This is a genomic window from Neorhodopirellula pilleata (assembly GCF_007859915.1).
GTDB lineage: Bacteria > Planctomycetota > Planctomycetia > Pirellulales > Pirellulaceae > Rhodopirellula > Rhodopirellula pilleata.
Genome location: NZ_SJPM01000023.1, coordinates 43118 through 56258 on the forward strand (window position 1 = coordinate 43118; position 13141 = coordinate 56258).

The following is a 13141-nucleotide window of genomic DNA, read 5'->3' on the forward strand; positions in this document are numbered from 1 at the left end:
GGGTCAGACCCCTTTTCGGATAGGCTCTAAGTTCGGTTCCCATAGATCCTTGAGCGAGTCAATGACCGGGTTTCGTCAGTTGATTCGCTTTGATTTTGCAAATCAGTACAAGATGTGCCAGAACGTCAATCCAATGAAATTTGGCGTCGGCGTTTTGGTCATTTGTTCGATGCTTGGTTGCCGTCGCGACTCACAGGATGTCTTGCAAGATGACCAGCGTCCGCCGGCAGTATATCAATCGGAAGCTAAAACTCTCGAATCGGTTCAACCGGAATCAAAGTCAGAAAATCGTGCGGTCGCTGAAGTCGGATCAACATTTCAGCTTCAGCGACTAGCAAGCCTTGTAACGGCTGGGAAACTCGACGAGGCAAGAGATTACCTGAGGCCGCAATTGATCGATCAGCCCAACAACTATGAACTGTTGTTTTGGGCTGCGCGAATCGAAGACGCAGATGGACGTACCGACGGAGCGGTTGAAATTCTTAAGGAGATACCCGAGCATGACCCAAGGCTCGGTTTAATCGCGATCGGTCACTCGGCTGATTTGTTAACGAAACTAGGTCGTTTTGATGAGGCGATCGACCGATACGAACGCATCGTCGAGGCCGAGCCACAGATGGCGGTCGCCCACCGCCAGCTTGCATTTCTTTACAATCGTTTGGGCAATCGGCAATCGGCGATCCAACACCTGCAGGTGTTGCTGCGATTGGGTGACATCACGGAACAAGAACTGGCATCGCTTCTATGTTTACGAGATGCGTCATACACTCAGCCGTTGTCGACTACCGATCTCGCTGCACTTGATCGAAATGCTCAGTCGATCGGTCTACTTGGTCGCGCCCGCGAACTTGCTACGGGAAATGATCTTCGCGCCGCCTACCGGTTACTGAGGCAAGAAATCGTTGAACGCATCAATGCATCCGCGACCAAGGCTGAGTCCCCTGTCATCTTAGACCCAGCGACCATAGCGCTGCTCGGTCGTCTCGTCGTAGAGCTGCAAGATCCAGAGGGAATTGCCTTTTGGTGTTCACTCGTCGAAGATCATCAAGAGCGTTTTGCAGAGCATTGGTTTGCATTGGGAATGTGGAGCTTCGTCGTCGGTGGCAACGAAAATCCTCAGGCAACCGCTGCGATGCTGGGACAGTGTTTGCTCTTGGATCCCACCGATTGGGTTGCCCACGGATTGCTTCAAAATGTGATGAATCAATTGAAGGAATCAAAGAGAGAACAGTCATTTCAGGATCGCGCGACGTGGATCAAACGCTCGATCTTGGCAAGTAATGAGATTTCCGAAAAGGGAATCTTATCGACCGATGCGATTGTCCGATTGTCCGAGTCCTTGGTTCAATTGGATCGTCCACTTGAAGCCAATGCTTGGCAAATGATTGCGATCTCTTCTCGCATCGAGGCGAATCAAAGTCAGGAAACAGTGGAAGCCGTCAATGATCTGAAAACAACACATCAAAACTTGGTTGCTTTGGATAAGGGGTTTGCTCAGCCGAGCGAGATTCTGTGCGGTATGCCAATGCCGTCTGACCTTTCCCGAATTCGCGATGACATATTAACCAAAATCAAACAAAAGCACGACGTTAATGAGATCAACATTCGCCAGTCGTCAGATCCCGCGCGCCGTCAACAGTCGGTGGAGAGCGGGAAATGGCGAATGCGTCAAGAAGAGGTGGGGCTGCATTTTAGATATCGAAATAGCGAACCGGTCCGAGATCTTGATTTTCAACTTTATGAACAGTTCGGAGGTGGTGTGGGAGTGCTTGACTACGATCGGGATGGAAGCATTGATTTGTATTTCGCCCAAAGCGCGGGGGCACCGCTCGAGAATTCAGGCGTTTTCCCGAATCAGTTCTTTGCTCAGATTCAGGGGCGATTCGCCGATGTGACGATGAGTTCCGGAGTTGGGGATCGAGGCTATGGTTTGGGTGTTGCGGTCGGTGATATCAATCAAGATGGATTCGACGATATCTTGGTTGCTAATTTCGGACGCAACGTTCTGTTTATCAACCAGGGTGACGGAACGTTTATCGAACCGGCGTTAGCAAAAGTATGGGAAGCAAAGTTTTGGACGTCATCAATGGCGGTCGCGGATTTGGACGGAGACGGCCTGCCTGATGTTTTTGAAGTTAATTATATCGATGACGAACGAGTTCACGAACGCCCCACGACCGGACCAAACGGCCGGCTTTCGTATTTCCCCGGTCCCGAAGACTTTCGACCGGCGAAAGACCGGTTGCTCATTCAATCCGACGACGGCAAATGGATAGAAAGCAATCTAAGCGACGAATCAGCATCGGCCCCCGGACTTGGTATTCTGGTTGGGAACGTTGATTCAAGAACGAATCACAACGAGATCTTCATTGCCAATGACACACGCCCTAATAGCTTTTGGCAATTTCAAGACGGTACCTGGAAGGATCTGGCGAAATTGAAAGGATGTGCGTATTCAGCCCGCGGGGGCAGTGGCGCTTCAATGGGAATTGCGGCAGCAGATTTTGACAACAATGGCCAACTCGATTTGCACGTTACCAATTTCCTCAACGAGCCCGTCCACCTCTATATGCAGGACGACCAAGGTGTATTTGTTGATAAGGTCGTGCCAGGCGGACTGTACGGCGACTCAATGGGCGTTCTAGGCTTTGGTACGGTCGCAGCTGACACTGATAATGATGGCGATGCTGATCTCGTGACACTCAACGGACACATCGAAGACTTGCGATTTCGTAATGCGCCGTTCCGAATGAGACCTCAGTTTTTTCTGAATCAGGATGGCCGATTTAGATTGGCTGACGTTAACAATTCTTTTTCATCGGATCATTTTTTTAATCAGGAATCGGTCGGTCGCGGGCTTGTGAAAACGGACTGGAACCGTGATGGTCGCATTGATTTGATCGCAACGCACCTCGATCAGCCTGCAAATCTTATCGAGAACGAGACCGATTCATTAGGTCACTGGATTCAATTGGAGTTTGTCGGCACACACAGTGAGCGGTCCGCGATCGGTACGATTGTCGCGATTGAAACTTCCATTGGCGAATCGAAACAATGGCTGACGTCAGGTGGCGGATACAGTTGTTCCGACGAACGTATCATTCACGTCGGCTTAGGCGAGGTGAACCGTATTGATTCTGTCAACGTGCAATGGCCGTCGGGTTCACGACAATCATTCAATATCGCGAGAATCAATTGTCGCGTCATGCTGATCGAAGGCGAAGCCCAACCATATGTCCTATCACCCTGATGTATCAGGAATCACCGACCTAATGTTCGATAACGAAACCAATGGATGATGACTCGTGAGGTCGACTTTTCCAACCGATCCAATGACAAGGATCGAATCACGATTCACGTCGTCGCGTTGTTTATCTCGACTTGGATCTTCCGCTTCGATCTTGCTTCTTTTCGCGTCTTGTACGCTAGGTTGCTTTCGTGAAACGGCTCGGCAGACGACGCCCGAGTCTGATGCCGGAACTTGGCAGGTGTCGCATGAACTGATACAGGTTAATCGTCCTTTTGACGAACCGGCATCGATTTCGAAGTTAGACGCTGGTTCGGATCAAGAACCACATGACGAGCGAGTCTATCCCCAAGGGTCAATCGGCACTGATGCGTGCGTTGCCTGCCACCGAGAACAAGCGGCGACTTATTCATTGACCACGCATGCTCGTGCCGGCCGCCCTATCGAGCAAAGCAACATCGCGGTCGAACATTCTTGGGACGATGAACGGTCCGGCAGACGATTCGAGGTGAGGCTGTCCGACGACGTGATGGAACATCACGAGATGATCCGACTCAGCGATTCAGTCACAGTTGCCCACCAGGCGGCCAAAGTGAGTTTTGAATTCGGATCCGGAACGCACGCCCATACCTATATTTTTCGCGACGGTGCATTCGCGTGCGAGTCTCCGTTGACTTGGTATGCCGATGGCGGTAACTGGAACCTTTCGCCTGGCTATGACCCCTTAACACGACCATCATTTGACCGACAGATTACGATTGGTTGTATTTATTGCCACGCCGGACGGGTCCAGATTTACAACGGCAACCCAAATCATTTCAAAATTGTCGAACCGTCCATCGGATGTGAACGATGCCACGGTCCCGGCGCGGGACATGTGGATCGCTATCAACACCAAAGCGAACTCGAGCGCGCAACCAAGTTGTCTCGCGACACGGAATCGACCTTACCATCGCCGGAGTCAGAACCTGAATTTGACGTTGCCGACCTTGTGGTTAATCCTGCATCGCTAGGTAGAAATGAGTCCGAAGCCATCTGCGCCCAATGTCACTTACAAGGGGCTGTTCTCGTTGTCGCCCAGGGGGCGGATCTTTGGGACTATCGTCCCGGCCAATTGCTCGCTGAGAATCGCACCGATTTTCAAAGCCAAGCAACGTCTGATGGATTTCGAATCGTCGGACACACTGAACAGATGCACGCAAGTCGGTGCTATCAGGAATCGTCGACTCTCACCTGCATCACCTGTCATGATCCTCATCGGCATGGAAATTTGGTCGATCTGAGGGCGGAGTACCAGCGTGCTTGCTTGGCATGCCATTCCGACGAATCCTGTCACGTTGAATCTGCGATTCGGCTCGAAAAAGTGGGGAATGATTGTTCAAGTTGCCACATGCCCAAACGACCTACGAATGTAACTCATGCGGCGCTGCATGATCATCGAATTGCAGTCCATCATGAATCATTCGAATTGGCAGGGCGGAGAGTGCCGATTGATCGCATGGCGGAATCGAGTGTTGCAGGTGAATCGGCAGGGACGATACTCTTTCCAATTTTGAACTCGCCCGAAGTGAGTGCCAAGGAGAAGGATCGCCGATGGGCGTTAGCTACTCATCATTTCTATTTTAATGATCTACAGAAACAGACGATTGCTCAAGATATGAAGCGAGCCCAAGCCGTCTTATTAAGACTCCATCGCGAGGGAGAACCGGACGCCGACCGCGATGTCGCATTGGCACGGGACTATTTCGATGCGGGAATGATCGGCCCAGCCGAACAACTCGCCAAAGCGATTATGCGAACGGAGTTTGGCCAACGTGACGCCGTTATCAACGCGACCGATATCCTGGCCCGAATCGCAATGCAGCAGCAAGACAATGCCGTCGCATTGCAGCACTATGATCGTCTGACAAAAATCCGTCGTGTTGCCGGTGACCACTATTTGCTGGGGGTTTGTTTGATCAACGCAGGCAGAACCCAAGAATCCATCGAGGCTTTGCTGCTGTCGCTGCGCATCGACCCGCTATTGGAATTGGCTCACGAGCAACTCGCCGTTCTCTTCGAACATCATGGCGATCCTACCCGTGGCGACGCCCATCGCAAAGCGTTACGAGAAATCCGTTCATTTCGTCGTTCGTACCCCAGCACCGCACCGTAGGAAGGTTATCGTCGCTCGAAATTTTGGACAAAGCACTATTGGCTTGTCTCAAGAAGCCGGCGGCGGGCGATGTCCGGGGGCATTAGGTCGATGGCTTCTTGTTCGGACGCGGGCAGCGATTCGTAGCGTTCGGCCAACGTCGGCGGTTTGGTTCGGCCGCGAAGCTTACGGTGGATCGTTTCCTGAGCCCAGTCCTGTAAGATCATCGAGCGCATCCACGGATCCGAAACGTAGGGTTGCAAGACTTCGGCGTCCTTGGCCGGCAACATGGAATGAATCAAGTCGAGTTCGCGTGAATCAAGTGGGGTAGCCGAGCGTCCCGGATCGGGAAATACGATCCCTCGGGCGATCATTCGGTAGACCATGTTCGGATCACTGATTCGGTTAGTCCGGGGACCGAATAGCTTGGACATGCGGTCGCCCATGATCTCACGGGCTTTCTCTTCGTTCTTAAAATCGATGTGGCTAAAGCGACTTTTGACAATCTGAACGAGAGTGAAATCGATTCGCTCGATGGCTTCTTCGCTCAGATTGCGGCCCGTCGCCTGACCGATCGACGTGATCGTTTCGGCGATCGCCGCTTCGATAGCCGCTTGACGTTCGTCGCCGCTGCCCTGTTCGATCGCGGCCACGGTTTCGGATCGGAGCTGACCTCGCCATCGGGAGTAGTCTCGTATCGTTTGTAATCGCTCGGCCGCGTCGGGTTGTTGGGAAACTTCTTCGGCGGCGGCACGTAGTTGATCTTGGGTCGGCCGATCGAGACGCTCGAATCGTTCCCACCGCGACAAGGCCATCAGGCGTTGATCGTCTGGAAGTTGGGCAAGAGCCGTTTTTAACTCCGGCATCGTCGGCGAAGTGGCGACTAAAGCTTGCACGTCAGGAAGCATCGGTTCGGCAACGACGGAACGCCATCGCGGAGACGCCATGAGATCATCGATCAGCGATTCGTTGTCGGCAATTGTGTAGGCATCGATGTCGATCGCAACCGGAAAGTCGTTCGCATCCCGTATAGCGGTCCGATATTGCCACGCCCGCATCGCCATGAACGACAGTGTGATCGCGGCAAGCGGGATGAGGAACCATGATGTTCGTTGTAAAACACTAGGATTGGTAGATTCCGACGATGCACCGACAGTGCCTTGACGAAGTCGCCCGGCGGGGAACTTGGGAGACGGAGCGTTCGAAGCCCGGTCGATATCGGCGACGACCAGTTCCAAGGTCGATTGAACGGAGTACTCCGTCGTCACCGGCGAAGGCAAAAGATCGAGCAAATCCCAGCCTCGCTGCAACGACTGTAGCCGCAAACGCAAGCTTTCATCGCTGACCAAACGTTGCTCTAGTTTCCCCCGTTCATCGCGTGGTAATTCACCATCGAGGTAGGCGACCAAGAGTTCGTCATCGATCACGCTCAAGTCGCTCATCGCACGTCTCCGTCGTCGGAGATTCTTTCGTCAGCTTGATCGAAGTCCTCATCGCGTTCGGATGACGAACGATCACGGACGCCCGGTATCACCGCGCTGAGTGTCGGGAGTGACGCGGAGGCTTCAAACCCGACCTCCAAAACGCCTTCGTCGATATACGATTGCAGGGCTTCCTTCAGTCCGACCCGCGCACGACTGAGCAGTGACTTGACCGCTTTGGTCGTCAATCCCATCGTTTCGGCGATTTCGAGATAACTCATGTTTTCGAATCGAGACAGGATCAACGCCATGCGTTGTCGTTCATTGAGAGAAGCGACGGCGGCGCGTACCAATCGAGCCCGTTCATCCGTTTCGATCTGCCGTGTCGGCATCAGACCGCTGGCGTCGAGTGCCGTCGCGGCCAACATCGGACCGTCTCCTTCGTCGTGTGCCGACGACGTCGTGTCGGTTTCGCTGGACTCTTTCCGGCGGGCTTGGGTGCGTTTGGCATTGCGGGCGACATTGCCGGCGATCGTGAATAACCATGTCGAGAACTTCGCACCGGGTTGGTACGAATGTCGTGCTCGAAAGACACGCAAGAAAACTTCTTGAGCCATGTCTTCGGCGAGGTTCGCATGGGGTGCCAAATGTTGCATCAAACGGATCAAACGTGGCTGGTAGCGCCGCACGAGTTCTTCGAAAGCCCCCGCGTCGTCGTCGCGCACCCGCAGCATCAACCGAACATCAGGATCGGTTTGCGTGTATCGCAAAATCGTCGAATCGGAAACGCTCAAGAACTCGTTCGGACAACGTGGTTGGGGGATGGAACAGTGTTGTTATAAGGGGCGACCTGCAAGATTCCATAAACTTCGATCGTGTGACCGTCGGTGTCCAGAACCGGACGACCACGCGATAACAGCGATCGGTAGTTTCCCTGATCATCACGTTGACGATAATTCAATTGATACGACGCTCCGTAATGAAGAGCACGCTCGATCGCTTGGATAACCGCCGAACGATCATCGGGATGAATCAGAGAAAGGAACTCCTGCAAATTCGGCTCGCCCAATCGGGGGTCGCGGCCACACAAACGAAAGGCCTCTTCGGACCAACTGACCGTTTTCATGTTCGGATCGTAAGTCCAAGTTCCTAACCCCGCGAGTCGTTGCAGGTCTCGCAAGCGACGCTGGCTTTGTTCCAAATTCCGTTCGGCTTGGCGGCGTTGGGAGATGTCGCGGATGGTCGACAGCAGCATCTCTTCACCACCCACCTCCACGGTGCGCGAACTGATCAGAACGTCCATCACTCCGGGAACCAACTCGCCACCGGCCATTTTCACCGCGGTATCGCAATCCGCAGAAGCCCCTTTTCGAACAAACTGGGTTTCGAAATTGTCCACCTGACCATCACGGCTGAGTTGGGCGATAAACTGTTTTCGCCGATCCGGACAGGCCCAAATGGAGAGGTTCGCGATGGTCTTTCCGACCAACTCGTCTTTCTCGTAACCGAGCAGACTCAAGCAGGCCAGGTTTGCTTCCATGACGGCACCGTCACGCCAGCGGATCAACAATCCGGCTTCGGGCGACTGGGTAAACAGCGCGGAGTACTTAGCTTGGCTTTCACGGACACGTTCACGACGTTGCAGGTCACGACGGACTCGCATTGCCGCTTCGGATTCGCCTTCGCCGGCCGATTCGAACAAACGCATCGAAAGATCCAGGTCACCTTGGTCTGCTGCGAAGCGGGCGAACTCCAACTGGGTCCGGACGAGCATCGTGGTGGCTCGCTGGTTTTCCGGCCACAGTGCTAACGCTTCGTGCAAGAGTGCTTCGCCGACGCGGAACTGTTCGTAGGGGTCGCTCGGGACGCTTGCCGGATCGGTCGGCCAGACGCGACGAATCGCCCGCCTTACCAATCGTTCACTCTCCTGATGTGTTCGATGGTCTTTGATTGCCGCGACGAACTCCTCGACGCTCGTGAAACGATCGTTGGGATCGGTCGCCATGGCTTTCAAGGCCGCATCAATGAGTTCGCCTTCGACATCGGTCGGTTCGATTCGGTTGTTGGCCGCCGCGTGAATGCATTCGAGTAAATTGCGACCGTGGTGAGGTGTTTGACCGGTCAGGATTTGGTAAAGGATGCCACCGAGCAGATAAACATCGGTGCGATGATCGATCGCAACGATATCTCCGAGAGCTTGTTCGGGCGCCATGTACGCCGGGGTGCCACCGATCGCCGTGCTCGCGCCGATCATGGCGAGCGGACGTTCGTTGGCGTTTGCTTGATTTCCATCGGCACCGGCTTCTCCGCCGGTCGCGTTGGCATGTCGGCGAGTGTCTTCGACCCGAATCGCGAGCCCCCAGTCGGCGACGAGGGCCTCACCGAATCGTCCCAGCATGACGTTTTCGGGTTTCAGGTCACGATGAATCAATCCTCGTGAATGGGCATAGCGGATCGCGTCGGCGACTCGCAATAGGATCGTCAGATTGTCTTCGACGCTTCGGTCGGCGATCTGTTGGTTCCAACTCGTCCCGTCGATCCGCTTCATCGAGTAGAACAACTGACCGTGCTCATCGACGCACAAGTCATGCAGTGCGATCACGTTGGGGTGATCCAGCGAGCCGATCACGCGGGCTTCGGTCAAGAATCGCGAACGCGACGATGCGTCGGTCGCCAATTCCGAACGCAGCATCTTGATCGCGACTTCGCGGTCGATCGCGCGCTGGTGAGCTTGGTAAACGACGGCGGTTCCGCCGCTGCCCAACTTGCCGATCAACCGGTATTCGGCGTCATCGGCACAGACCACGGCGGCGGGCGTCGAGTTGGTTGCGGTGACGCTCGTCGGGTCGCTGCCCGAGACGGCGTCCACTCGGATGCTTTGATCTTCCGACGCAGCGGCGGTATGTCCGAAGACGACGACTTTGCGTGTCGCCACGAAGCCTTCGTCGGCGTGGGCAAGACCGGCGGAGGCGTCGGGCAGATGCAGGTCGTCGCCAACGAGTGTGAGCGTTTGTGAGTCGACCGGTTGTTGAGCCAAACGGTTGGCCAACGATTCGTCCGCGAAAATCGTATCAAGCAGGGATGCCATACCGTCAGCTTCTTTCGAGAGATCTGAAAAACGATCGTTGTCTCGCCTCGAACATCGAGTGGGACTCATTGTCTCGTCTCGCGAGTCGAGTGGGACTCGTTGTTTCATCCCACGCTTCGATCAACGACTGCGAGCGGCCTTCTTTTTGACGCTCTTTTTCGCCGGCCGTTTGGCAGCCTTCTTCGCTGCTGTTTTGGCCGACTTACGAACGCTCTTTTTGACCGACGGACGTGTCGACTTTTTGGCTTGTTTTCTAGCCGCTTTCTTTGCTGCTTTCTTTACCGTTTTCTTAACCTGCTTCTTGACCGACTTTTTGACCGAGGTCTTTGACGTCTTCTTTGCTTTGGCTTTGCGGCCCTTGGCGGTTCGCTCGTACATCGCGACGACCGCGTCGCGACTGTTATTTTCTTGCTGCCGTGCCAAGACGGCTAGGTCGAACGCTTGTTCTTCACCATATTTGTTGAAAGCGAAGCTGACTTTTTCACGTTTTCCTTCTTCGGTGACCCAGGACGCGCAGTACGCATAATACTCGCACCCGGGATAACGGCTGTCGTTGGAATACGCTAGGTGAACGCCGACGACTCCGGTACTATTTCGATTCGTTAATCGGCCTTTCGTGGCGTTCTCAGCGGGGCCGAGCTGGTCGAGTAATTCTTGATAGGTGTTCTTGGCCAGGGCCAAGGCTTTTTTCTTGCCGCCGTGAACGGAATCGGAGAAATACTTGTTGACGCGATTCCCGTTTCGCGAGATGCGAACAAGATACCCCTTCCGGTCCTCCAATTCGAGACGTGTGATTCCTTTCGAAACGGTCTTGATGGACATGCGAGATTCTTTCTGTTCAAAAAGGTAAGAAGTTGGTCGGAGATCATTAAACTCAAGGATTCTGCAATTCACAACCCACTGAACCGAAGTCGGTAGGACTTCACCCGTTCAATCGCCCAGAGTGCGATCGGCGATTTCTGCGATTTTGCCCGTCGACTTCACGTTCGGCTTGGAATAACCTATGCGAGGGGTAGGCGGGGGGCAAAACCGCCTGTAATTATCAACCACAATGCAGCTCAGTCGACCCAATGAATCCGTTAACACGTTTTCTAGCCATTCGCCCCGGTTCCGCACCGAGGCCAAACCGTCGCAGCCTTTGTTTCGAGCCTCTTCAGGCTCGCCGAATGATGGCAGCGGACTCGGTTCATTTCAAATTCGACTATTCCAAGGACACTGGATTCTTTTCGGGGCCGAACTTCTTCCGGCGGGCGTTGCTGGAGGAGGCTGGCCGCATTCTAACGGATCGACTTTCCGATGACTTAGCCGCAGTTCCCGCGTCCACCCCGAGTCTTTCTTGGCAGGGACGGATCGTCAATCCGAGTACGGGGGCGCTCGAACAACTTCCGTCGACGTTCGCGGTCCAGCAGAATGAGATTGTGGTATTCGCCGGTGGACGCGATTTGTCGGGAAAGGGTGCCGACACGCGGGCGTTCGCCGATGGGATTCAAGACATTAGTTTTAACTGCGTCGTTGCCGATGCCGCTTGTTTTGCGTTTCGGGACGTGCTCATCGGTCGTGGTGAAACGGGTGCATTGGCAACGACGCCGACGGACTTTGGGCCGATCGTCGCGTCGATCAGTTTTGATACCCGAAACGAAACGACTGAGCGTTGGAACTTCGAAGACAAAACGCTCGACGAGTCTCAGTTCCGATTTCTCAGTTTTGCGGTACACGAGTTGGCACACGTGCTCGGTCACGGCATCGCACCGTCGTTCGTTGCGAAGGCCGGAGGCGGACAATTCTCGGGAACCGAAGCCAATCGCATTTATACAGGGCCGGGTGTCTTGCCGCTTGACGGTCTGCATATCAATGCTTCGGTCTTCGCATTCAATCCAACCATCATGTCACCCTTTATCCCGAACGAATTGTTTTCGGATTTAGACTTTGCTGTTCTTCAAGACATCGGGTGGAAATTGATCCCCGATTCGCGACCGACCGTTACGTTGACGAACTCCTCGGCATTCGTTTATGAAGGCGATGCCGACTCTCCGGCCTCCTCCGTAACGGTCACTGCCATGCTGAGCCAGCCGTCCGCTACGCCGATTCAAGTTCCGATCTCGTTGACTGGCGTTGCCTCAACGAATGCGGATGTGAGTCTGTCGGCGAGTACTTTTTCGTTCGCCGCCAATCAAACGACCGCATCGATCACCATCAACGTGGTCGCCGATGATATCAACGAGACGACCGAGGCGGTGACCTTGGATTTGGCCAACTCCGCGTCGGCGGATTTAGGGACGAATACCTCGTTCCGTTTGACAATCTTTGACGACGACGGCGTCAATCCGGCCACCGCGCCAAGGTTGAGCCTGAGTCCCACCGCCAATTCCGTCAACATCCCTGGTGATAACCAACCGCATGCGCTTCTATTCCGTGCGACTCGTTCGGGAACGCTACGTGTCAATGCCGCCGGTGTCGATCAAATCAGCGAAGCGGTCATCTTGATCGACCGTAGTGGCAATCGTTTGGGCACTCTTGGCAGCACCGGCATTTCCGCAGCCGAAGTCGTGTCCGGACAATCGTATGCACTGCTTTTTTACTCTCGTTCAACGCCACGAACTTTCAATCTAGAACTTCCCGGCGGCTTTGCCAGTGGAACGGCCGAAACTCGCACCAACATCTTGTTGCCCGCCGATGTGACCGGCGATGGACAAGTGCTCGCTAGCGACGCGTTGCGAATCATCAATCAACTCAACACGTCAGGTGAATCCATTTCGGTCGACTCGACCTCGCTAGTCGGGGACGAATTTTTTGACGTTTCCGGTGACGGAGTCGTGACCCCCGTGGACGCTTTGCAAGTGATCAATTTCTTAATCATTCAAGACGGATTCAACGGCGAACCGTTGATCGCCGGATCGCCGTTTCATCTCGCCGACGACGACGAAACGGACGATCCGATGATGCTGTTGGATCAAGTGATGGCGACGGTCGATTTGTTCTAGCTCGTTGAATGATTGGTTTCTGGCGAACCGCTTGTTGATTTAGTCTTGATCGTAACCCGAAGCGTAAGCGTGGGATCGTTGATATTGACTCATCCCTCGCTCAGGCTTCGGGTTACTAAAAAACAATGCCACAGGCAAAAGTACAACTGGTATGTTGCTCTCTTAACAAAAACAAAGAAAGCAAAAGTCATCTGGACCACTGTGGGGAAGCTACCAGTTGTTTTTCCCACTCTAGCAGAGGCCCAGATGACCACTCTTAGTCCAACCCAA

The 13141-nt window shown here is 54.1% G+C and carries 8 protein-coding genes; 4 read left to right on the forward strand and 4 right to left on the reverse strand.

The genetic code is table 11. The features are described 5' to 3' along the window. Positions 1 to 61 precede the first annotated feature (61 nt). From Pla100_RS27835 to Pla100_RS27840, 3 genes are read left to right on the forward strand one after another with little or no spacing between them, the layout of a single operon-like run. Positions 62 to 3250, forward strand: coding sequence for an FG-GAP-like repeat-containing protein (locus Pla100_RS27835; protein ID WP_146582226.1), 3189 nt, complete (start codon positions 62 to 64; stop codon positions 3248 to 3250). A gap of 45 nt (positions 3251 to 3295) precedes the next feature. After that, positions 3296 to 3442 (forward strand): hypothetical protein, encoded by a 147-nt coding sequence (locus Pla100_RS31300; protein ID WP_197168296.1) that lies wholly within the window; start codon positions 3296 to 3298, stop codon positions 3440 to 3442. A 46-nt stretch (positions 3443 to 3488) separates the two neighbouring features. Next, positions 3489 to 5402, forward strand: coding sequence for a tetratricopeptide repeat protein (locus tag Pla100_RS27840; RefSeq protein WP_146582228.1), 1914 nt, complete (start codon positions 3489 to 3491; stop codon positions 5400 to 5402). A gap of 35 nt (positions 5403 to 5437) precedes the next feature. On the opposite strand, the gene Pla100_RS27845 is transcribed toward Pla100_RS27840, so the two are convergent. The 4 genes from Pla100_RS27845 to Pla100_RS27860 all read right to left on the reverse strand — a co-directional run bounded on the left by Pla100_RS27845 (position 5438) and on the right by Pla100_RS27860 (position 10712). Next, positions 5438 to 6823: an anti-sigma factor family protein gene (locus tag Pla100_RS27845; RefSeq protein ID WP_146582230.1), complete on the reverse strand. Its 1386-nt coding sequence runs from the start codon at positions 6821 to 6823 to the stop codon at positions 5438 to 5440. Further along, positions 6820 to 7596, reverse strand: a complete 777-nt coding sequence (locus tag Pla100_RS27850; protein WP_231603711.1) for an RNA polymerase sigma factor — start codon at positions 7594 to 7596, stop codon at positions 6820 to 6822. The genes Pla100_RS27845 and Pla100_RS27850 overlap by 4 nt, the downstream gene beginning before the upstream one ends. Next, positions 7593 to 9890: a protein kinase domain-containing protein gene (locus Pla100_RS27855; RefSeq protein WP_146582232.1), complete on the reverse strand. Its 2298-nt coding sequence runs from the start codon at positions 9888 to 9890 to the stop codon at positions 7593 to 7595. The genes Pla100_RS27850 and Pla100_RS27855 overlap by 4 nt, the downstream gene beginning before the upstream one ends. Before the next feature lie 120 nt (positions 9891 to 10010). After that, complete coding sequence (locus Pla100_RS27860; protein ID WP_146582234.1) at positions 10011 to 10712, reverse strand: AP2 domain-containing protein; 702 nt, start codon at positions 10710 to 10712, stop codon at positions 10011 to 10013. 344 nt (positions 10713 to 11056) lie between these two features. Here Pla100_RS27860 and Pla100_RS27865 point away from each other — a divergent pair, with 344 nt between their 5' ends. Next, positions 11057 to 12871: a dockerin type I domain-containing protein gene (locus Pla100_RS27865; RefSeq protein ID WP_146582236.1), complete on the forward strand. Its 1815-nt coding sequence runs from the start codon at positions 11057 to 11059 to the stop codon at positions 12869 to 12871. The last annotated feature ends 270 nt before the right edge of the window (positions 12872 to 13141 follow it).

Bases quoted from the DNA above. Each gene is read 5' to 3' on its own strand.
- Pla100_RS27835 (WP_146582226.1), top strand. From the start codon at position 62: ATGACCGGGTTTCGTCAGTTGATTCGCTTTGATTTTGCAAATCAGTAC.
- Pla100_RS31300 (WP_197168296.1), top strand. From the start codon at position 3,296: ATGATGACTCGTGAGGTCGACTTTTCCAACCGATCCAATGACAAGGAT.
- Pla100_RS27845 (WP_146582230.1), bottom strand. From the start codon at position 6,823: ATGAGCGACTTGAGCGTGATCGATGACGAACTCTTGGTCGCCTACCTC.
- Pla100_RS27855 (WP_146582232.1), bottom strand. From the start codon at position 9,890: ATGGCATCCCTGCTTGATACGATTTTCGCGGACGAATCGTTGGCCAAC.
- Pla100_RS27860 (WP_146582234.1), bottom strand. From the start codon at position 10,712: ATGTCCATCAAGACCGTTTCGAAAGGAATCACACGTCTCGAATTGGAG.
- Pla100_RS27865 (WP_146582236.1), top strand. From the start codon at position 11,057: ATGATGGCAGCGGACTCGGTTCATTTCAAATTCGACTATTCCAAGGAC.